Source organism: Lysobacter sp. P5_B9, from assembly GCF_054049835.1.
In genome coordinates this window covers 98,977-120,175 of record NZ_JBFULP010000003.1, presented here as the reverse complement: position 1 = coordinate 120,175, position 21,199 = coordinate 98,977, and the positions used below count along the sequence as shown (strand labels likewise).

20 protein-coding genes are annotated in these 21,199 nt (G+C 65.2%); 8 read left to right on the top strand and 12 right to left on the bottom strand.

The genetic code is table 11. From position 1 onward, the window contains the following. Positions 1-72: 72 nt before the first annotated feature. Positions 73-1,293, bottom strand: coding sequence for an RCC1 domain-containing protein (locus tag ACXJJ9_RS08125; RefSeq protein WP_457096700.1), 1,221 nt, complete (start codon positions 1,291-1,293; stop codon positions 73-75). A 639-nt stretch (positions 1,294-1,932) separates the two neighbouring features. On the opposite strand from ACXJJ9_RS08125, the gene ACXJJ9_RS08120 reads away from it, so the two are divergent. Next, complete coding sequence (locus ACXJJ9_RS08120; protein WP_457096699.1) at positions 1,933-2,544, top strand: hypothetical protein; 612 nt, start codon at positions 1,933-1,935, stop codon at positions 2,542-2,544. A 102-nt stretch (positions 2,545-2,646) separates the two neighbouring features. Here the strand turns inward: ACXJJ9_RS08120 and ACXJJ9_RS08115 are convergent, their stop codons facing one another. The 9 genes from ACXJJ9_RS08115 to ACXJJ9_RS08075 all read right to left on the bottom strand — a co-directional run bounded on the left by ACXJJ9_RS08115 (position 2,647) and on the right by ACXJJ9_RS08075 (position 9,427). Further along, entirely contained in the window at positions 2,647-3,702 is a 1,056-nt protein-coding gene (locus tag ACXJJ9_RS08115; protein WP_457096698.1) for a serine hydrolase domain-containing protein, read from the bottom strand. 82 nt (positions 3,703-3,784) lie between these two features. Beyond that, positions 3,785-4,630, bottom strand: a complete 846-nt coding sequence (locus ACXJJ9_RS08110; RefSeq protein ID WP_457096697.1) for an AraC family transcriptional regulator — start codon at positions 4,628-4,630, stop codon at positions 3,785-3,787. Continuing rightward, the gene (locus tag ACXJJ9_RS08105; RefSeq protein WP_457096696.1) at positions 4,627-4,860 is read right to left on the bottom strand and encodes a hypothetical protein; all 234 of its coding nucleotides are present in this window, start codon (positions 4,858-4,860) and stop codon (positions 4,627-4,629) included. Before ACXJJ9_RS08105 ends, ACXJJ9_RS08110 begins: the two co-directional genes overlap by 4 nt. Positions 4,861-5,030: 170 nt before the next feature. After that, the gene (locus ACXJJ9_RS08100) at positions 5,031-5,357 is read right to left on the bottom strand and encodes an MmcQ/YjbR family DNA-binding protein (RefSeq protein ID WP_457096695.1); all 327 of its coding nucleotides are present in this window, start codon (positions 5,355-5,357) and stop codon (positions 5,031-5,033) included. A gap of 138 nt (positions 5,358-5,495) precedes the next feature. Beyond that, positions 5,496-6,176 carry a hypothetical protein gene (locus ACXJJ9_RS08095; RefSeq protein WP_457096694.1) on the bottom strand — a complete coding sequence of 227 codons (681 nt, stop codon included), beginning with the start codon at positions 6,174-6,176 and terminating at the stop codon, positions 5,496-5,498. A gap of 123 nt (positions 6,177-6,299) precedes the next feature. Further along, a complete protein-coding gene (locus tag ACXJJ9_RS08090) occupies positions 6,300-6,824 on the bottom strand; it encodes a hypothetical protein (RefSeq protein WP_457096693.1) in 525 nt (174 codons plus the stop codon). Between the two features lie 248 nt (positions 6,825-7,072). Continuing rightward, the gene (locus ACXJJ9_RS08085) at positions 7,073-8,062 is read right to left on the bottom strand and encodes a patatin-like phospholipase family protein (RefSeq protein WP_457096692.1); all 990 of its coding nucleotides are present in this window, start codon (positions 8,060-8,062) and stop codon (positions 7,073-7,075) included. A gap of 158 nt (positions 8,063-8,220) precedes the next feature. After that, positions 8,221-8,634 (bottom strand): SRPBCC family protein, encoded by a 414-nt coding sequence (locus ACXJJ9_RS08080; RefSeq protein WP_457096691.1) that lies wholly within the window; start codon positions 8,632-8,634, stop codon positions 8,221-8,223. Between the two features lie 187 nt (positions 8,635-8,821). Beyond that, positions 8,822-9,427 carry a dihydrofolate reductase family protein gene (locus tag ACXJJ9_RS08075; protein WP_457096690.1) on the bottom strand — a complete coding sequence of 202 codons (606 nt, stop codon included), beginning with the start codon at positions 9,425-9,427 and terminating at the stop codon, positions 8,822-8,824. A gap of 324 nt (positions 9,428-9,751) precedes the next feature. On the opposite strand from ACXJJ9_RS08075, the gene ACXJJ9_RS08070 reads away from it, so the two are divergent. The 6 genes from ACXJJ9_RS08070 to ACXJJ9_RS08045 all read left to right on the top strand — a co-directional run bounded on the left by ACXJJ9_RS08070 (position 9,752) and on the right by ACXJJ9_RS08045 (position 15,027). Then, positions 9,752-10,219, top strand: a complete 468-nt coding sequence (locus tag ACXJJ9_RS08070) for a hypothetical protein (protein ID WP_457096689.1) — start codon at positions 9,752-9,754, stop codon at positions 10,217-10,219. Between the two features lie 409 nt (positions 10,220-10,628). Next, positions 10,629-10,817: a hypothetical protein gene (locus tag ACXJJ9_RS08065; RefSeq protein WP_457096688.1), complete on the top strand. Its 189-nt coding sequence runs from the start codon at positions 10,629-10,631 to the stop codon at positions 10,815-10,817. After that, the gene (locus ACXJJ9_RS08060) at positions 10,814-11,719 is read left to right on the top strand and encodes a tetratricopeptide repeat protein (RefSeq protein ID WP_457096687.1); all 906 of its coding nucleotides are present in this window, start codon (positions 10,814-10,816) and stop codon (positions 11,717-11,719) included. Before ACXJJ9_RS08065 ends, ACXJJ9_RS08060 begins: the two co-directional genes overlap by 4 nt. Before the next feature lie 260 nt (positions 11,720-11,979). Further along, positions 11,980-12,537, top strand: a complete 558-nt coding sequence (locus ACXJJ9_RS08055; RefSeq protein ID WP_457096686.1) for a hypothetical protein — start codon at positions 11,980-11,982, stop codon at positions 12,535-12,537. A 126-nt stretch (positions 12,538-12,663) separates the two neighbouring features. After that, positions 12,664-12,921: a hypothetical protein gene (locus tag ACXJJ9_RS08050; protein ID WP_457096685.1), complete on the top strand. Its 258-nt coding sequence runs from the start codon at positions 12,664-12,666 to the stop codon at positions 12,919-12,921. A 300-nt stretch (positions 12,922-13,221) separates the two neighbouring features. Further along, positions 13,222-15,027, top strand: coding sequence for an FAD-dependent oxidoreductase (locus ACXJJ9_RS08045; protein ID WP_457096941.1), 1,806 nt, complete (start codon positions 13,222-13,224; stop codon positions 15,025-15,027). Positions 15,028-15,316: 289 nt separating this feature from the next. On the opposite strand, the gene ACXJJ9_RS08040 is transcribed toward ACXJJ9_RS08045, so the two are convergent. After that, positions 15,317-16,486, bottom strand: coding sequence for a restriction endonuclease (locus ACXJJ9_RS08040; RefSeq protein ID WP_457096684.1), 1,170 nt, complete (start codon positions 16,484-16,486; stop codon positions 15,317-15,319). Positions 16,487-16,871: 385 nt separating this feature from the next. Beyond that, positions 16,872-19,562, bottom strand: a complete 2,691-nt coding sequence (gene aceE, locus ACXJJ9_RS08035; RefSeq protein ID WP_457096683.1) for a pyruvate dehydrogenase (acetyl-transferring), homodimeric type — start codon at positions 19,560-19,562, stop codon at positions 16,872-16,874. Between the two features lie 329 nt (positions 19,563-19,891). Here aceE and ACXJJ9_RS08030 point away from each other — a divergent pair, with 329 nt between their 5' ends. After that, a complete protein-coding gene (locus tag ACXJJ9_RS08030) occupies positions 19,892-21,058 on the top strand; it encodes an O-antigen ligase family protein (RefSeq protein ID WP_457096682.1) in 1,167 nt (388 codons plus the stop codon). Positions 21,059-21,199 lie beyond the last annotated feature (141 nt).

Sequence of the window (21,199 nt, the reverse complement as noted above, 5' to 3'; positions counted from 1 at the left end):
TCAGCGGGGCCAGAGCAGGTTCCTGGAAGGACCGGCACTCTGACCCCTGTTTCCTGTTTTTGCCCTCGACCCTTAAAGGTCGCGCCAATGTCCGCAACCCATCAGGTGAAGGACGTCGCGCGTCTGCGCTATGAGATAGAGCACGCGGTCCGGATAAATAATGACGTCGGGAGCAGCGGCCAGCTCGGCAAACGAGCGCATCGCCGTGCACGCCAGCGGAGTGCGATGGGCGCCCACGGCCCATGCCGCCAGGTCCAGGTAGCCATTGAGTGAGCTGCGGTTCGCGTCCTCGATCGCCAGCAGCGAATCCAGGTCCACGCGCATGTCGGCAACCGCTTCGCCCGGCGTGATCGCACCCGACACCAGCGCGAAGTTGACGGCGAAGCCCATCGACAGCTTCATCACGTTGCCCAGCCCGGGCGGCAGGGACTTGCCTTCCTGGAACCCCCATTCGCGGATCGTGCCGTCGCGCAGCACCACCGCGGCCTGGCGCCATTCGCCGGCACCCAGCGCACGCACCGGCGGCAGGTCCAGCGGCACCGGGCGCGGGTAGTCGAAGATGTCACCCCACGCCACCGCCGTGCCATCGGCCTGCAGCGCCAGGTTGTAGGCGTTGCCGACATCGATGGCGACCACGTTCGCCAACCCGGGGGGAATGTCGAGCTCACCGTCGTTGTTGCTGCCCCACGCCACCACTTGGCCGTCGGATCGAAGCGCGAGCGCGTGGCTGCGGCCGGCCGCGATCGCTATGACGTTGCTCAATCCCGCCGGCACATCGGTCTGACCGGACGTGTTGTCGCCCCAGGCCACGACGTGCCCGTCGGAGGTGAGCGCCAGGCCAAAGTTGGCGCCGGCGGCGATTGCCACCACGCCTGAAAGATCCGCCGGCAACGAAGACTCGCAGGAGGGGTCGTCGCCCTGGGCAGCCACCGTGCCATTGCGGTTTAGGATCAGCAGGCAACGCAAGGAAGCGGCAATGGCCTTGGCGTGCCGCGCCCGCACCACCGGCGGCATGGTGCCGATCTCGATCACTTCGCCATTGGCCCGCAGGACGAACGGCACTGCAATATCGACCGCGTCGTCCAGGGAATAGGGGATATCGAGCTGCCTGTTGCCGACTTCACCGCCCCAGGCGACCACGCGGGTCCTGACGGCGGCGGCGAACGCAGCGGAGGAACACAGCAGCAGGCAGACCGCCAACGCCCCGCACCACGCCCGAAGACGCGTGCGGCCCGGCCCGGCTCGACCGGCGGGGGCGGTGATTGCGATCGTTGAAGTGGCATCCGTCGACATGGCGTCTCCTCCATTGAGGTGGTCCTTGGCACAGGGCCGGCAGTCCTTGCTGTGGATGCTGTCTATCCGACTGCCAGATCGATTCGATTACGCGAAGCGATGCCTGAAATTACGCAGGAATCCGGAGACACCGGTCACTGTGGTGACGATGGAATTCCTGAACCGGCTGGAACACTGGGTCGCAGTGCGAAGTGGCACTGGAGTGCAAAGAAACCTGAAGCCTTCACCAAGTCTGGTAGCGTTGGTCGAAGTCCGAATCGCGTGTTGAACATCGACCTGCTCCCCAGGTCGAGGGCGATGCCGGCGCGGCGGTTTGATTCCCGCACCGATCGATGGTGCAGAACTTGCGCTTGCCGTAGCCGCGCACGAGATCGTCACCGACCCTCTTCGATTTTTCCTTCGGGCTGATCGCGCATGGAACGGGTTGCACAGCGGCGCTCGTGCAAACCCTTGCATCGACTGCAGTGCCTGGCGCCCGCGGGTAGAAGGCGACCGTGCGGGCCAACCCCCATCCGGGCCATATCGAAGCTCTCGCAGCCCGCGTAGAAGAGCGGCACGGCAGGCCTCCGGTCAGACGAGGCCACCGTCCAGAGGGGGCCGACATCACGACAGTCACTCGAACTGTCAAGGGAGACACCCGTGTTTACGATGAACCCTGTCCGCGCCTCGCGGCACGTCTCTGACCGGCTGCGAGCCACGACACTCTCGGCTGCCGTGGCGGCATCGGTGTTTGCAGTCCTGGCGATGCCTGCGAGCGCGGGAACCACGCAGGTCTCCGGAATCGGCGTCTTCAACATCACGTGTCAACCGCCGGCCGGGAGTCCGCCTGCCAACACGGGCGATTACCCACCGATCGATCTCTCCGGGAGCCTGGACGGTTGCTGGTACACCTACGTCTCCGCATCCAAGTTCAACCCGAGCGGCACGTACATCGAGCAAGGGACCGAGATCTTCGTCGGCTGCCTTAACGGCACGACATGCGGAACATTCGAGACGACCTATACCTTCACCGGGAAGTACACGGACGACACGTTCTCGGAGGAGATCCACGGACGCTGCGAACACGCGATCGTGGGTGGCACGGGGGACTTCGCAGACGCGAAGGGCGCGATCAAATTCAAGGACGACGTCGTCAACCTGAAGTTCGACTACCGGGGGCACATCAGCCTCGCGTCGCCCGGTGTGCAGGGCGCCGCAAACGTACGTCAAGCCGCAACGCAGGTTGAACCAGCTGCCCACAGCGGTTGCTAGCTGCATGGCGCCTTTGATCTGGTGCGGCGCAGAACTCTCTAAGGGCCGTAGGCTGGGTTGGCTCCACCAACCCAGCGATGTACTGGACCGGATGCCGGGCCGCTATCGGATGCCCGGCAGGATCTGCTCCATCAGCAGCTTCGCCGTGATCCGATGCGGCTGCGGCACGTTGTAGTTGGTGGTGGTGATCACCACCACCACGCGTTCGGCGGGAAAGACCTGCACGGAGTTGCCGCCGCTGCCGTTCATCGCGAATGACTTCCAGACCTTGTCGCCTACCGGGAACTGCATCAGCCACCACAGGTAGCCGTACTCGACGCCGTCGTCGACGCGGGCGTGCGCGGTGGTCGAAGCCTGCACCCAGGCGTTGGGCACCAGCGTCTTGCCATTGTGCTTGCCGCCATCGAGGTACAGCTGGCCCAGGGCCAGCAGGTCGCGGCTGCGCAGGCCCAGGCCACCACCTGCCTGCGGCAACCCCAGCGGGGAGAACTGCCATTCCGGTTTGTCGATGCCCAATGGCGCGAACAGGCGGCGTTGCGCGTAGGCATCGAGGCGCTCGCCGACGGCACCCTGCAACGCGGCGCCGAGCGTGGTCACGCCTGCCGTGCAGTAGCGGAAATTGCGCCCATACGGCGACTTCGCCGGCGTCGGCATCCACGCGGGGAAACCCTGGATCGGCAGGTCGACGTAGAACTTCACCCAGTCCTCGACCAGGTACATGCGCTCTTCGTTGCCGCGCGAGTATTCGTTCTCGTCGTGGCATTCCAGCAGCGAGGACATGGTCATGACATCTTCGAACGTGATCTTCGCCTTGCGCGGATCATCGTTCTCGATGGGCTTGTTGTAGTGCAGGTACGGCAGCACCGGAACCTGCACGTTCGGCAGCTTGCCGTCGGCGATGGCCAGGCCCACCAGCATCCCGGCGACGGTCTTGGTGGCCGAACGGGTGTTGCGGCGTGCTTCGGCACCGCCATCGTCGAAGTAGTGCTCGTAGAGCAACTTGCCGTCGCGGGCGATCAGGACGCTGGTGATCTGCTTGAACTCGCCCGCGGCCACTGCGCGGGTCATGTTGTCGAATGGCGCCTCCCCGCTGGCAGCCGTTGCCACCAGCGGCGCTGCCAACAGGCACGCCGCGAACACAACTGTTTTGATGCACATAGCAAGCTCCGATCGGGAATGCGCGAACCGTAGCAGGCGCGTCGCGCCGTGCCTTGTATGTTCTGAACCTGTTGCTGGTACGTCAGCCCAGCGCGCGGTATTGCGCGGGTGTGCAGCGATGCTGGCGCCGGAACGCATGGGTGAAGTGGCTCTGGTCGACGAAGCCGCAGGCCGCGGCGATGTCCGCCAGCGCTTTGCTACGGTCGTGCAGCAAGGCGATCGCGCGCTCCATGCGGCAGCGGCGCAGGTACTCGCCCGGCGAGCAGCCGTAGCGCCGGCGGAACGCGCGCGCGAGATACACCGGATGCACGCCGGCGGTATCCGCCAGCTCTGCCAGATCGGGCGTGCGGCGCCACTCGTCGTGGAGTTGCTCGCGCGCGCGTTCGAGCCACATCGGGCCGTCGCGTTCGCGCGGACTTTGTTGCGCGACGGCATCCAGCAGAAGCTGCAGGCCGGCCTCGATGGCCAGCGGCGATGCGCCGTCCCAGTTGCGCAATTCGTGCCATAGCCGCGTGGCCAGCACCAATGCAGTCGCGGGCAAGCGCATCGCGTCCTGCGTCAACGTTCGATATTCGGTCGCCGCGCGCCACGCACCGGCGGGAATGGAGAGCGTGAAGAAGCGTCCGTCGAGGCCGCGAAAGCAATCGCGATGCGTCGTCCCCGGCGGGTTGAGCACGAGCGCCCGCGTCGTGCACACCTCGGGCATGCCGCGCGCCGTGCTCAGATACTTGCCCTCCAGCAGGAGCAGGAAGTGGGCGTCGTCGTGGGTATGCGTTTGGACGTCGTGCTCCGGCACCGTCGGACGCATTTCAGCCAGCGCAAGAGGGCCGACAAGGCGCTGCTCGCGGTAGTCGCCGTAGAAGGCGCCGTGTCCCAGTCGCGAACCCCGATGCACGCCAGCCGATGGGACGTCCACAAGGGCAGTCACGCCGCCGCGCGATGCGTGTGCCGCGGTCCGGAACGCCCGCCCAGGAGGCGGGCAGGAAGCAACAGCAGCGCCTGCAGGAACGCGAACAGCGCCGAGAACGTGATGCCGACCAGGCGGAACGGCAGGGCCAGCAGCCAGATCACCGGCCACAGCACCAGGACCAGCAAGGCGAGCGGCCAGCACAGGACGAAGAGCAGGCACCAGGCAACGACCGCGAGCAGCGTCTTCATCGGGGGTTCTCCGCGGCCGGGGGATGCCGCACGGGATGGACCGGCACACGTTGCGACCCTTGGAGTCCCCGGGCAACCGACCTGCGACGAACCCGCCCCGGCACCCGACCAAGCCGCGAATACGGCGACGAAACGCGTCGTGTCCGCTTCGTCTTCGTTTGTCGCTGGCCTCAACGGCGCGGCAGCCGCCCAATCGGCTCCATGCCCGCCATGTCGCCGGCCAGTTCCCGCTGGCGCTTGCGGCTCAATGAGCCCAGGGCGCGCCGGTAGGACCAGGTCACCAGCTCCGTCAGGTAAGCCTCCGGCATCCGCCTGACATCCACGATGGTGACCCAGTGGAATCGCGCCATGAAGCGGGCGGGTTTGACGCCGGGCATGTCGGTCAGTTCAAGGAACCGATCCGGCGTGACACGCACGCTGAAGCGCCAACGCTCGGGTTCACTGGTCTTGAAATAGGCGAAAGTCTTTTCGCCCAGGTTGTAGACCAGGATGTTCATCGGCGGCCGCCGCAGGTGTGCGACCGCACCGGGAACGACGCACACAGGCGCTGGACGCCCTCGATATCCATCCCGTGGATTCTGCCGCAAGGAGCACGAGCTTGAGTCGCAGGGACGCAACACTCGCTGCGTTGCGACTCAGAGCTCCACTTCCTCGTCCAGCATCAGCAGGGCCGCGGCGGCGGCGGCCAGGTACACGCGCTCGTCGGCGGGCAACCCACCCTCGAAGTGCACCCGCCCCGCATTGAGCCGATCGACCAGCGCCACCGGCCGTTGCCCGCGCACCACTTCGAAGCCGTTCGCCACCGACGAAGGGATGCTGGACCCTTCGAAGCCATGCACGCTGCGCACCGTGTATACGCCCCACGGCGATGCCAGGCGGCCGTGGAAACCCGTGCCGTCACGCGCGAGTTCCAGCGGCAATGCCGCCCCGTCATCGAAGCGCAGTCCACACGCCAGCATCGGCCCCGCCAACGCGGTCAGGTCCAGCTCAACGCTGCGATCGCTGTCGCCGCCGAACGTCCAGGTACGAGCGCGGCACTGCACTTCGACCGGCGCCTGCTCGCGCGCCACCAGGGTGAACGCGAACGGCCGGGAACGCCGCCCCAGGTCCGCCACGCCGAGCGGAATCGCCCAGGCGAACGTGCTGCCCTCGCGCATTTCGAGCGCGCTATACGGGCCGAAGCGCACCGGCTCGTTGAAGCGACTCGGCGAATGCCCGCTCACTTCGTAGCTATCGGCCTGCCCCGCGAAACCATCGGGAATGCGCATCTGCGCCGGCACGCATGCGGCCAGGCCCAATGACAGCAGGCCAGTCATTGCCCAGCGGGAGTGGGGTACGGATTGGATTGGCTTCATGGCGAACCAAGGAGATTCCGAAGGAAAAAGGGAGCAGCGCCGCTGCTCCCTTCTTCGTTGCCTATCTGGCGACTGACTTGTCGCTCAGGGCGTCAGCAGCACCTTCAGGGCGCCGTAATTGGCATAGAGACCGCCTTCGCCGCCCGGCAGCAGTTCGACGCTGGTCCACACCCCGCCGTGGCCAGGATTGCCCGGGCACGGGCCACCGACCACCGGCACCTCGCCGCTTTCGCTGAAGTCGCCGCCGAACCCGGTGAGGTTGAATCCGGTCACCTTCGATTGCGGGTTGCGGCGCAGGCTGACATTGACGGTGCTGGAGACATCCATCTCCTCGGAGTGCGGCACGTTGTGGATCTTCTCGCCGCGCGTGCCTTCGCCGGTAGTGAACGTGCACACCGCCTGGTACACGGCGGTGTAGCCGTAGGTGAAGGTCACGCCCGTGGCATGGAGCTGCAGCCCGGCATCGTTCCAGCCGAACGCGTCCTGCACGTCGCCCTTGCCGACGAAGCCGGTGCCCGTGGTGGGATTAAAAACGACTTCGGCCAGCGCCGAGGTGCTGGCCAGTGCCAGCGCGAGGCCGAGCATGGCCCGGCGGGTGGAGCGCTTCATGGTGGTTCCCCTGGATAGTGGCCGCCGGGATGGCGGCCGACCCCTTCCCCCATAGCGAAGCACATTTTGTGCCACACGTCACACTTCGTTGCTGCGCGGCGCCGGCGCGCACATGGCGCCCGGCCCTCCCATCCCAGCTGACCCGGCACGTCAGGAAGTGGCACGGCAGGTCCGGCCCAGGGGCGGATGACGGTCTCCACCCTCGCCACGTGGCGGGGCGTTTTGAGAACGAATCCGCAAGCCCGCGCTTAGTTGGCGGGGATTGAATAGGTTGCACGGTGTCCGAGCGCCGAACCATGCGCAATCAGCCATTCGTCGGCGCGCTCCCGCCCTAGTGAACACAGAGCCCGCAGCATCGCCGGGCGCGTATCGAGCTTGGCATTCACACCGGCATCGGCGAGTGACCCGCCGGGCTCGATCAGATGCAGTCGCAACGACTGAAGACGCCTCCCCAGCGCGGTCGATGCCAGCTTTCCCCTGATCAGTCCCTGGCTTTTCGCCAGGGTTTCCAGTTCGCGCAAAAAGGTGGCCGAGAATGCGAAGTCCATGGCCCGTGCTTCGATCTCGCGTGGGCTGACCGGCAGGCGCGGCCGCTGCAGTGGTTGCACCAGGATGCACAGAAGATCAGGGGCCCGCGCTTCATAGAAGAGCGGCGCCAGCGCAGGATTTCCGGCATAGCCGCCGTCCCAGAAGGTTTCACCCTCGATCTCCACAGCATGGAACAGCTGCGGCAGGCATGTCGATGCGAGGACCGCATCGCGTGTCACCTGATCGCCGCCGAACAGGACCAGCGCACCGTCACGCACGCGCGTGGCCGCCAGGTGAAGCCGGAACGGCCGCATCGCACGCAGGCGATCGAAGTCGATCAATTCGTCGAGCAAGTCGGCCAGGGGATTCAGGCCCAGCGGATTGAATTGCGCGGGCGTGAAGTGACGCGCGAGTTCATCCAGCCACGCGCCGCTGACCGATGGCGCAAAACCCCACGACGCCAGCGCACCCTTCTCACCAATGCGTTTCCACATGCGCGCGAGGTGCGCGCGCGCTCCCTCCCGTCCGCCCTCGATCCAGCCGTGAGCCATCGCTACGGCATTCACGGCCCCGCTGCTGGTCGCGCTGATCGCCTCGATCCCGATGCTGGGTTCTTCCAGCAGACGATCGATCACACCCCAGGTGAAAGCGCCATGGGCACCACCGCCCTGGAGCGCGAGCAGGAGGTCGACGGATCGCGGTCGCGGCATGGTCTTTATGAGCTTCTGACGGCAGCGAAGGGGACTCGTCCAACTAGCATGGTTTGAGTTACGGAACGATCATGCTGCCCAACCACCGGACGCTGGACGGAGGCAACTATTAAATCCCTCCGCCCCCTTTGTTGGGACGCTACCGATAGGCGTCCGCCCTAGGCAGACCCACCCGCCGCCGCGCCTTCCAGGGTCTGCTTCATCGCTGCCATCCCCTGATCGATCATCGTTGCGACGCGGTCCGCCAGCGCATGCGGCAACAGGTCGGCGATCCATACCAGCCGCGTGCGGCCGCCACCTTCGTCGAACGCCTGTACCGAGGCGTTGTAGTGCTCGAACGGCGCGTCCGCCACGGCCCAGGCAACCCGGCGCTGCGCATCGTCGACATCGACGATCCGCTCGCGCACGGTCATGCCGTTGGCGAACGTGACCACGCGCGCGTCGCCGTCGAGACGGCAGTCGGTCACGAAGCCCCTTACCAGCCGCTCGTGGATGCGGCCGACGTCACGCAACGCATTCCAGGCACGATCGGTCGCGACGGCCACGTGGATTTCCTTCCGGATCGACGCCATGTGCGGACTCCCTACGCGGCGAATGCCGCGTTCGATGTGGTGCAACTTTGAACCCGGCTCCGTCATGGTCAGGTAGTCGCAGGCTGCCGATCGGCATGCCGCAGATCGACATGCGGGGCGTCGGGCGCGCCTCAGATCCAGAGGGGTCAGGTTCAATTACTCGATGCGAGCAAACGAACCTGCCCCCTTATGTTTGGCTGTCGGGGGCCATAGCGGGCCGGGCCTGCGAACAGTGGTACTCCAGCACCACGAAGCCCTGCGTATATCCACGGATGGACAGCAACTCCAGCGGGCGCCGGCCGAGATCGGGGGGAGCGAAGGAGCGTCCGGCGCCGATAAGCACAGGCACGATGCGGAGGCGCAGCAGGTCGACTTCGCCTGCGCGCAGCAGCGCATCGGACAGGGTCAGGCTGCCCCAGATGATCAGGTCGCCATCGACGCGTCCACGCAGCGCGCGCACCGACGCCGTGCCGTCGCCGCGCAGGACGGTCGCCGCATCTCCGCGCTTGCCCCAAGGCGCCTCGTCCAACGTGTTCGACACCACGTATTTCGGGATGGTGTTGAGCGGCACCGCCACGGGCTCCTGCGCCGGGTCGGCCTCGGGCCAGTAGTCGGCAAACATGCGATAGGTCGTGCGCCCCAGGACGATGGCGCCCACGCCTTCCAGCAGGCGCAACTGGTCCTGGTCGGCCTCGTTGATGCCGCGCGCATCGACGAAGAAGCCGATGCCGCCGTCGAGTTCGGCCGCGTAGCCGTCGGCGCTGATGATCTGCTCCACGATGAGCCTGCCCATGTCCGTTCTCCGTTGGGGGATCCTCTGATTGCAACGAACGAAAGGGGCGGCGATCGACATCCGGGTCGCATGACTGCGAAAGGAGCGAACGGAGTGAATTGACGCTTCAGGCGCTAATCCACTCTGGCCCCTTTCTCCACGGCCAATTGCCTGCTCGACTGGCGAACACGGCACCGCCTCTGCGACACTCACCCCGCTCCCTCGCCGACGTGTCGGCATCGCAGCAGAGTTTCACCGCCCGCACGGAACGCGGCGGAGCATGGACCGTCCGGCCCAGCCCTTCATGGCATGCCCGGACTCGCTAATGGACGTAAGGAATAGCCAATGCAGAATCTTGTTTCGTTGAACCTGTCGGCGCAGGACCTCGCCGATGTCGATGCCGCCCTCGTCACGCTGCGCCGCGTGTTCGCCCCGATGATCGCGTTGCAGCCGGAGCAGCGGCGCGAGCTGTACAAGATGGGTGACAAGTCGGAGGCCTTCTGTCGGCAGACGCTGAGCGTGCTGGCGGCCAATCCGCAGATCGTGCCGCCCAACCTGGGCCTGGCCGAGGCCCAGGCCGACCTCGCCGCGCTCGATGCACTGCGCCCGCGCCTGCTGCAACTGCAGCAGCTGGTCGAACGCGCCGAAGACACCGAGACCGCGCTTGGCAGCGACATCATCGGCGTCGCCCTGGAGGGCTACGGCCTGCTCAAGGTGTCCGGCAAGGGCGAAGCCCTGAAGGGCGCGCGCCAGGCCCTGTCGGCCCGCTTCGCCAAGTCCCGCCGCGCCCCGGAGCCGGCGACGGTGGATTGATCATGCGGTAAGTGCCTGATGCCGCTGGATTCCGGCGGCATTGCGGTGCGGAGCCTGACGGGTGAGGCGGGGTGTCTCATCCGTCAGGCTTTTTTTCTCAGGGATGAGGCGTTTGTGCTTGGGCGTTGAGGCGCCGAGCCTGGCGCGTGAGGCTTTTTGCCTCATCACAACGCGGTTTTTGGCGTGGGCGTGAGATGCAGGCGCTCGTCGATGAGGCGGAGCGGGACAACGCCGAGGCTTCGCGCCTGAGGCTGGAGGCAAAACGCCTCGACGTTGAGTCCCGCGGACTCAACGGCCTGCCTGCGTAGCCCGGAACCGTTTTGCCTGGCGTTCCGGCCCATGGCGATTCCCCCGCCACGATGGGCGGTGATACCGTTCGGTCGTCGCATTTGGGCATGGGGGGTGTCCGATGATGACCCCGCAACGCGCCGCGCTGTCCGGCGCGCTGGTTGTCTCGAGCGAATCCGCGGCCGCAGAAGGCGACGGTCTCAATGCCGACGCCGGTCGTCACGGCCGCAAGCCGATGCCCGCGAAAGTGCACCCCGACCGCCTTTGCGGCGCCGGGATGTTGATGCCCATGACGGAACGAATTGCATGACAGTGAAATGGTTGTTCGGAGCGGCGCTGCTCCTTTGCTTCAACTCCGCCGTGGGCTGCGTCAATACCGTCGGCACCGGCCATGACGGTCGCCGCTTCCGTCCCGACGGGCCCATGGGTGAGGAGTTGGCGGCAAGTATCAACAATCCCGCCCCCGGGCACTACGTGCTGGCCGATGCGAAGGACATCATTGCGCGCGCCAGCACCAAGCGGGATTTTGGCGCGCTGACCGATCTCGGCGTCCTGCTGATCTACCAGGGCCAGTACGCACAGGCGATCCGGTTGTTCCTGACCATTGAGCGCCGGTTTCCTGGGCACCCTGAAACCGCCGCCAACCTGGGCACGACGCTGGAACTGGCGGGACACGACGCGACCGCCCTGCAGTGGATTCGCATCGGCATCCAGCGCAATGCCGAGGAACACGACGGCACGGAATGGCTGCATGCGCGCATCCTCGAAGCGAAGCTCGCCGCGGCCAAGGACCCGACGTATCTCGACCGCCATTCCGTAGCCGGCGTCACCTTCGAGGACGTCCTGGTTCCCGCCATTCCTGGCGACCTTCCGGCAGGCAACAGCGGCAAGCCGGTCAAGCCGTGGGAACTCAATATTGCGTTCGCCTATCAACTGCAGGAACGCACCGGTTTCGTAAAACCACGCGACCCGATCGTGGCCAACCTGCTGCGCGACTGGGCGACGCTGAATCTCGCCGGCGGTCCGGTCGAGAGCGCCGATGTGCTCTACGACTTCGCCCTGACCTATGGCGCGAAGCCGGATGCGCTGATGCGCAACCGCCAGGCCTATATCAAGCGCGTGCTGGCGCAGGCTGGGGATGCGGAGCCCGAGGACGATGCGACCTGTGCGATCTGCTGGCGGGAGCGGGATCTTGATGAAAGTGCACTCTGACCCTGTTTCCCCTGTTTCCTGCAACCATCGCCTTCACAAAGGGGGAAGCCAATGAAGAAGATCGCGATCGCCTGGGCCCTAGTCCTGGGCCTGGGGCCGCTGCACCGACCAGCTTGTCATCCCATTCGTCGTGGGTGCCGGCGCCTCCGCCCTGGACAACCATGCCCTGAAGTGACTCCCTAAGCACCCACGCATCGGCGGGTGCTGCCACCCGCCGGCATCGCTACCACACCCTTTCCATCCCGCACCGGAGCCTTTGCATGCGCCACCCGATTCTTACCGCGATGTTGCTCGCCGCGCTCGCCCTGCCCCTCGCCGCCTTTGCCCAGGAGGCCGACGCCGAAGACGCCAAAGTCGACTCGATGGTGGAGATGATGAAGAACGCCGAAGGCTTGCCGCAGGCCAACCTGGGCGAGAAGGACAACGGCTGGTTCTTTGTGCGCAAGGACGGCGTGTGCCGCATGTTCAGCTTCAACGACCCGCTGACGATCCAGGCCGACCCGTCCGACCCGCTCGGCACGCAGTTCCAGTTCCTCATGATCGACAGCGTAATCCCGGAAGCGCAGGGCGCCCAGATCCCGATGGTCATCGCCATCCGCGGCAAGGACGGTGACGAGTTCAATTTCTTCAATGCGGTGGTCATAGCATCCCGCAACAGTTACGTCATGCCGGTGCCGCTGGGCGAGCTGGTCACGCACTATCCCAACGGCTTCCAGTTGGTGCTGCTGGACAAGGACCAGAAGCGGATCATGCAATCCGACACGCTGGGCAGCGCCAAGCACCTGGCGGCGCTCGCGGCGTGCAGCAAGGGCAGCTGAGGCCACGCGCTACAGAAGGGGGCCGAGGTAATTAGCTCTGCTAATTATCTCCGTCCTCTTTGTCAGTACTCTGACCCATGTTTCCACATTGATCGCATCCGATCACGCGAGGCCGCGCCCATGGCAATGTCCGAATCCGATATCCAGAAGGGCTGGATCTACCGCACCAGCCATCAGCAGGAACGGCTGGTGTTGGGCTGGGACCGCGACGGCCGCATCGTCTACGTGTCGAAGGGCCACGACGCGGCCGCGCCGTTCCAGAACTGCCACGTCCGCATCACCACCAAGAAATTTGCGCAGCGCGTGATCGGCAAGCTGAGCTATGTCGAGGATCTGCAGCCCTACGTGATCGCCAACAAGGCGACGACGGTCGTGGTGCGCTGACACAGCGTAACGCCGCGAAACAGGGGTCAGAGGCGACTTTCGCAAAAGTGCACTCTGACCCCTGTTTCTGACGCTGGAGCGAGTGCATGGCGTCGGCGCTCAATCCACGCCAGGCACGGCGACCGGGATCAGGCTTCTGATAAAAGAACCCGGCCCCCTTTTCCGGAACCTTTTCGTCTCACGGTTCGCCCCTTGATCTCCGCGATGGTCACCGGCTCGCCGCCATTCATCCCCAGGCGCTGGCGAGTTGCCCGCGCCGTATGGGAACTTCTCATCATCCAGATCGGCCGCAGAGCAAGCATGAAAAGACGAGACGTCCTGAAGACAGCAATCGCCGTACCGCTCCTCACAGGCCTGTCATTAGGCGGGTGGAGGTCGGCCCTTGCCGCGGCTCCGGGTAGATCGCGCGTACGTCCGGGCAACCCTGGCTGGCCCTCGCCTGCCGACTGGGATCGGCTGAAGGCCGACGTCGGCGGTCGCCTGCAGAAACTGGAATCGCCATTCGCCGGGTGCACCGCGACGCCAATGAGCGCCGCATGCAGTGAGGCGCTCCAGCACATCAAGAATCCCTACTACCTCGGCGACCAGCCGGCATTGACCCAGACCAGCGGCTGGCTGGACGCATGGACTTCAAAGCCAAGCGCGTATGCGGTCGCCGCCGAGACGACCGCGGACGTGGTCGCGGCGGTCAATTTTGCACGCGAGCACAACCTGCGGCTGGTCGTGAAAGGCGGCGGACACAGCTATCAGGGGACGTCCAATGCACCCGACTCGCTGCTGGTGTGGACCCGTCGCATGCATCGCGTGACCCTGCACGACACCTTCGTCGCGCAAGGATGCGAAGGCAGGGCGCCACAACCGGCCGTCACGATCGAAGCCGGTGCCATGTGGGTCGATGCCTACAACGCCGTGACCACGCGCGGCGGTCGTTATGTACAAGGCGGCGGCTGCATGACCGTCGGCGTGGCCGGGCTGGTGCAAAGCGGCGGCTTCGGCAGTTCTTCCAAAAACTACGGCTCGGCGGCGGCGGGCTTGTTGGAAGCGGAAATCGTCACCGCCGACGGCAGCGTGCGCATCGCCAATGCCCGTACGAACCCGGATCTGTTCTGGGGCATCAAGGGCGGTGGCGGCGGCAGCCTCGGCATTGTCACCCGGCTGACGTTGCGCACGCGTGAGCTGCCGGAATTTTTCGGCGCAGTCATGGGCGAGATCACGGCGTCGACCGAAGAGGCGTATCGCGCCTTGATCGCAAAGGCGATCGCTTTCTACCAGGACGCGCTGTTCAACCCGCACTGGGGCGAGCAACTGGTATTCAAGCGCGACGCGTTGGAACTGTCGATGTTGTTCCAGGGATTGACCCAGCAACAGGCCGAACAGGTCTGGGCACCGTTCATCGCATGGGTGCGCGCGGATAAGGCCTATGTTTCGGACGAAATCAGGTTCCTTGTGCTCCCGGCGCGACACATGTGGGACGCGGAATTCTTCGCCAAGAATGCGCCGGGCGTGATGGTGACGGACGATCGTCCCGGCGCGACCCGCGATCGCGTGCTGTGGTCGGGCAACGTGGACGAGGCCGGACAATTCCTGCACGCGTATCGATCGGCATGGCTGCCTGCTTCGCTGCTACGCGAGGATCGTCAGGCGGAGTTGGTCGATGCCTTGTTCGCCAGCACGCGGCAATGGCAGATGTCGCTGCACTTCAACAAAGGCCTGGCCGGAGCGCCACCGAGCGAGATCGCCGCTGCGCGCGATACGGCCACCAATCCCCAGGTGCTGGATGCGTTTGCGCTCGCGATCTGCGCGGGCGAAGGTGCCCCCGCCTTTCCTGGCATGCCGGGTCCCGCACCGGATATCGCCAAGGCCCGTCGCGCTTCGGAGCGCATCAACAAAGCCATGGACGCACTGTTGAAGGTTGCACCAGGCGCCGGTTCGTACGTCTCGGAAAGCGATTATTTCGAACGCGATTGGCAACGCTCGTTCTGGGGCACCAACTATCCGAAGCTTGCCGCGGTGAAACGCAAATACGATCCCGACGGCCTGTTCTTCGTCCGCCATGGCGTGGGCAGCGAAGCGTGGACCGACGATGGATTTACGCGCCTGCGATAAGGCGTCGCCCCTGGCCGCCTGGACTGGCCGCCATCACCGCGCGGTGCGCGTCGACTCCGGCCGAGGTCAGCTTGCCGTCGTGATCGTGTCGGCGGCTTCGAACGCCCGGCAGGGTGGGCTCAAGCCCACCTGCACCGACACCTCACTCGTTCGTTGATTCCACGCGAAAGCAGGGGTCAGAGTCGACTTTCGCAAAAGTGCACTCTGACCCCTGTTCCTTTTGTCGTCTTGCGCCACACGTAAGGGTTTGAGTAAATGAACCTGCCCCCTTTATCCGTCAGGGTTCCTCTCAATCCCAGAGTATTTCCTCGGGCCTTCTCGCACTGACTTGCTCTTCGTAGGTTGCGTCCACGTGCTCCAAGAAGGCGTCAACACTTGAGAATCCGGAGGCCAGTCTGAGCTTAGTAACCTCGCCAGCCAATCCGGCGCCGTTTAGCAAGAGAACTGGATACTGGTCTTCATAGACCTCGCGCTGCACAGGTTCGGAGAAGAAGGAAGTCGTGACGTAGGCCCCTACCCAGCCACGCCGAAGTCTCGCAACGGTTCTCGCAATATGATTCCCGCCCGTCGCGACGTCGATCTGTTCGCACTTCGCTTGTCCAAGGACGACAAGCTTAGTTTTTGACAGGCCCTCGCCAATGTCGATTCGGCCTACGAAGTCCAACCCCCCGTCACCGGTTCCGCGAGTGAGCCAGCCACGCAGATAGTTTGCGCCCGTGTTCTTGATCATCGACTCGCAAGCCAAACTTGCCAGCGCCTCGAAGCGGTGTTTCCTCCCGTCATAGAACTCGTAGATTGTTTCAAGCACCTCCCGCTTTTCGGAGTCAGGGGGTGCCACTTGGGCGTTCTTCGGTACGATGTGGTAGCGAGCCACGCGCCGCTTAAGACGCTCCAGCTCTGAGCTTCCGTACTTGATCCAGTCGAGCCAGGCTCTAGGAGCCATGGCATTCGCAATCTTCGCTTCGACATTCGGGTTCCTTCGGTCGCCAATCCAGAGCATGGCAACGCTTTCGTCCTCCTCCGTCAGCGACAGGATCGCCAGATCAAATAAGTAGTTTGTGAAGAACCCGCCATTCTTCTCGGAGTATTGCGTTACGCGGCGAGCTCCTGTGATTAGTGCGAGCCCGGCAAACTGCTTGAATCCCTTCTTTGAAGATGTAAACAACAAGATGGGGGCAGCGAGCTCGCGCTTGCCTCGTTCTGGCGAGGTATGAAGCTCAAACTGCCTTAGGAGCGTTCTATTGCCCTTGACTGTGCCAGGGTCGACGTCTGGCGTTCTGTTGTCGCCAAAATAGCGGGCGAATCCCTCGTCTGGCTCGATAGTGTCGTGCCATGGGTTCTCGGCTGTTCCAAGCTTGTTCTCGTTGCTCGCCAAGAGAATCACGCTGGTTCGCTCGCCGTCCGGCGCCCGTGTAGACGATGGAGCGTTAATTCCACGTTCCAGCTGCAAGCTGGGCATTCCATCCATCGAAACGACGTAGTGAAAATTGGCTAGACCGTCGATCGCTTCGGGATGAGCCGAGGCTGGCCGCGCATACCGATACAAATGCCCTATGCGAAATCGCTTCACGGCCCTACCCCCAATAAGGTCGTCAAGGATTATGCGGGATTGTGTGAGAACTCACATATCGCGTGACCTACTCTGTGAGGCCAGCGGATGACGGCGCGTCGGGGGAAAGGTCCCGTCCTCTCATTGAAGGCGCATGAGACTCATCGCCGCCCCTGTCGTAAAGCTATACAAATCGAGTGGTCCGCCTTTTAGGTGGAATCTTGCCACATGAAAAAGGCGGCCCTACGGCCACCTTTTTCTTATCCCACCGCCACCCATGAGCGGGAGAGGCTGCTCAAACCCCAATCGGATTCGGCTTCTCGCTATCAATCTTGTACTGCTTGATAGCCCTGGCCACATCCTTCGCCGTCATCTTGCCATCCGCCGCCAGCGCCGCGATCGCGGCGTGGGCGATGTGGAAGCGGTCCACTTCGAAATGGCGGCGCAGGTTGGCGCGCGTGTCCGAGCGGCCGAAGCCGTCGGTGCCGAGCACGATGTAGCGCATCGGCACGAACTCGCGGATCTGGTCGGCGTAGATGCGGATGTAGTCGGTGGCGGCGATGGCCGGGCCCTGGCGGCCTTCGAGCAGCTCGGTCACATACGGCTTGGCCGGGGTCTTGGCTTCCGGGTTCAAACGGTTGGTGCGGGTGGCGTCGTGGCCGTCGCGCGCGAGTTCGTTGAAGCTGGGGCAGGACCAGATGTCGGCGCTGACGCCGAAATCCTTGTCGAGCAGTTCGGCCGCGGCGATGGCTTCGCGCAGGATGGTGCCGGAGCCGAGCAGCTGCACGCGCAGTTCGCCCTTCTTCGGCTTGCCCGCGTCCTGCAGCAGGTACATGCCCTTGATGATCCCCTCGGCGCTGCCTTCGGGCATGTCCGGGTGGGTGTAGTTCTCGTTCATCAGGGTGAGGTAGTAGTACTCGTCGCGCTGCTCGGTGAGCATGCGCTGCATGCCGTGCTGCATGATCGTGACGACTTCGAAGCTGAAGGTCGGGTCGTAGCTGCGGCAGTTGGGGATCAGGCCGGCCTGGACCATGCCGTGGCCGTCTTCGTGCTGCAGGCCTTCGCCATTCAACGTGGTGCGGCCCGCGGTGGCACCGAGCAGGAAGCCGCGCGCGCGCATGTCCGCCGCCTGCCAGGCGCTGTCGCCGATGCGCTGGAAGCCGAACATCGAGTAGTAGATGTAGAACGGCAGCATCTGCAGGTTGTTGGTGCTGTAGCTGGTCGCGCAGGCCAGCCACGAGGAGAACGCACCGGCTTCGGTGATGCCTTCCTCCAGCACTTGTCCTGCGGAGTCCTCGCGGTAGTACATGAGCTGGTCGCGGTCGACCGGCTTGTACTTCTGGCCCTGCGGGGCGTAGATGCCGAGCTGGCGGAACAGGCCTTCCATGCCGAAGGTACGCGCTTCATCCGCGACGATCGGCACGCAGCGCGGGCCGACGGCCTTGTCGCGCAGGGTGATGTTGAGCATCTGCACGAACGCCATGGTCGTGCTGATCTCGCGGTCGCCGGTGGTCTTGAGCAGGCGGTCGTAGGCTTCGAGCTTGGGGACTTCGAGCGACTCGACCGACTTGCGGCGGCGCTGCGGCAGGTAACCGCCGAGGGCCTTGCGGCGCTCGTGCATGTATTCGACTTCCGGCGAGTCCTTGCCGGGGTGGTAGAACGGCACCTGGTGGTCGGTGAGCTGGGCGTCGGTGACCGGGATGTTGAAGCGGTCGCGGAAGAGGCGGACGGCTTCGTCGTCCATCTTCTTGGTGCCGTGGGTCGGGTTGAGCGATTCGCCCGAGGCGCCCATGCCGTAGCCCTTCACCGTCTTGGCGAGGATCACGGTCGGCATGCCGGTGACGTTGCGCGCGGCCTCGTAGGCGGCGTAGACCTTGTGCGGATCGTGGCCACCGCGGTTGAGGCGCCAGATGTCGTCGTCGCTCATGTTGGCGACGAGCGCGGCGGTCTCCGGGTACTTGCCGAAGAAGTTGTCGCGCGTGTACTTGCCGCCGAAGGCCTTGCAGTTCTGGTATTCGCCGTCGACGGTTTCCATCATCAGCTTGCGCAGCACGCCATTGGTATCGCGCGCGAGCAGCGGATCCCAGTAGCTGCCCCAGATGGTCTTGATCACGTTCCAGCCGGCGCCGCGGAACTGGCCTTCGAGTTCCTGGATGATCTTGCCGTTGCCGCGCACCGGGCCGTCGAGGCGCTGCAGGTTGCAGTTGACGACGAAGACGAGGTTGTCGAGGCCTTCGCGACCGGCGACGGAGATCGCGCCGAGGGATTCGGGTTCGTCGGTTTCGCCGTCGCCGAGGAACGCCCACACCTTGCGGTCGGTCTTGGGCAGCAGGCCACGGCCTTCGAGATATTTCCAGTTGCGCGCCTGGTAGATCGCGGAGATCGGGCCCAGGCCCATCGACACGGTCGGAACCTGCCAGTAGTCGGGCATCAGCCACGGATGCGGGTAGGAGCTGACGCCGCGGCCGTCGACTTCCATGCGGAAGTGGTCGAGCTGGGATTCGCTGATGCGGCCTTCGAGGAAGGAGCGCGCGTAGATGCCGGGCGAGCTGTGGCCCTGGACGCCGATGAGGTCGCCGGGGTGGTCGCCTTCGGGGCCGCGCCAGAAGTGGTTGAAGCCGACGTCATAGAGCGTGGCGGCCGAGGCGAACGAGGCGATGTGGCCGCCGAGGTCGCCGGGCTTGCGGTTGGCGCGTACCACCATCGCCATCGCGTTCCAGCGGATCAGCGAGCGGATGCGCCACTCCATCGCGGCGTCGCCGGGCGACTTGGCCTCGAGGTGCGCGGGGATGGTGTTGATGTATTCGGTGGTGGGCTGGAACGGCAGGTGCGCGCCGGCGCGGCGGGCGACTTCGACCATGCCTTCGAGCAGCTGGTGGGCGCGCGGGTTGCCTTCGCGGTCGATCACCGCCTGCAGCGATTCGACCCATTCGCGGGTCTCGGTGGGATCGGGATCGTTTGCGAGAAGCTCGTTCAGCCAGTTCATCGTGGGGGCTCCGCGCAGCGCGCCGGCTACGCTGTGGGTCTTTGGATTAGAGCCGCGATTCTAACAGGCGGACGGATTCGGCCGACCCGACCGAGGTCAAGCGGCCCGTGCGAATACGTTTCCAGCGCGCGGCGCGATGCAGCAGTGGTTGCGGCCATGCCGGCGCGCCCCCCCTCACGTGGCGGCAACCACCGTGGCGGGATCATGCCGGACCCGCCGGCGGCGCGGTGACATGCCGCGCGACCAGGAAGCAAGGAGCAATGCAGACCAGGGCAAGCCTATGGCGCACGCGCGTCGAGTCAGGAGCCACGCGCGTCGAGTCAGGAGCAATGCCCCTGGCACGTGCACTGCTGGGCCTTGGCCTCGGCTGGCTGATGGTCGGCATGGCGATCATGCCGGCCAACGCCTCGCTCGGGCCGGGCCATGCCTTCATGGCCGGCCTGATCGTGCTGCTGTTCCTGCCCGCCTACTACGTCGCCTTCGCGCAGCAGGCGCGTGTGTGGCGACAGCTGTGGCCGCTGCCTGCGTTCGGCGTGTTCCTGGCGCTGCTGGCCTGGGCGGCCTTGTCGCTGTGCTGGGCCACGCTGGCGAAACCGTTCGATGGCCTGGCGGCGCTGCTGAGCGTGCTCGCATTCGTGCTGGGCTGGCACGCCTTTGCGGCCAATGACGCGGGTCGGATCCGCTCGCTGCTACTGGCCACGGGGCTGGGGCTGTCGCTGTGTGCGCTGGGCTTCACCATCCGATACGTGGTCGCGCCAATGCCGGACGGGCGCATCATCGGGTTTGGCACCATCGCCACGGCCAACTACGCCGCCATGCTGATGGGCGCAGTAGCGCTGTGGTTGAGCCAGCTGGACGTTCCCGAGCGCGGCTGGTCGGTATTGCGCTGGGTGGCGGTCGGCTTCCCGCTGGTATTCATTGCCCTGACCCAGAGCCGCGGCACATGGCTGGCGCTGGGTGTCTGCGTCCTGCTGATGCCGCTGTGGCGGCCGGAACGGATGGTCCGCTGGCTGGCGCTGGGCGTTCTGGCGCTGGCCATGGTGGCGCTGGTGGCCGCCGCGGCAGGCTGGACCGTGCTGCTGGACCGGGGCACGTCGCTGCGCCCGGGCCTCTTCACCGAGGCGGGGCAGCTGATCGCCGCGCATCCGGTCCGGGGTCTGGGCCTGGGCGAACCCTTCACCCTATGGGTGGAGGGCCAGCCCTATGTGCATACCCACAACGTGTTGACCCAAGTGGCCGTGGAACTGGGGCTACCGGGTCTGCTGCTGGCCGTGGCCGTGTGGCTGCCGGTGGCGTGGCAGGGCTGGCGGCACCGCGGCAGCCCGCAGGGTCGCATCGTGCTGGCGCTGTGGACGTATGCCACGATCGCGCTGCAAATCGACATGCCGCAGGTGCTGGGCAGCGCACGCCCGACCTGGCTGCTGGTCTGGCTGCCGTTCGCGATGGCGCTGGGACTGGCCGCGAATGGAAGTCGGGCGGATAAACGCGCTCGTTGAAACCGAGTAGGCGGCCAACACGCCGGTGAGGACGGAAGTGGGTTCTGTGAACGGCGGCGCGGGTCGGGAGTGCAAGCCTTTCGGCCAAACGCTGCGAAGGGCATGATGCGCAAGTGCCAGATGGCGCTCATCACCACAACG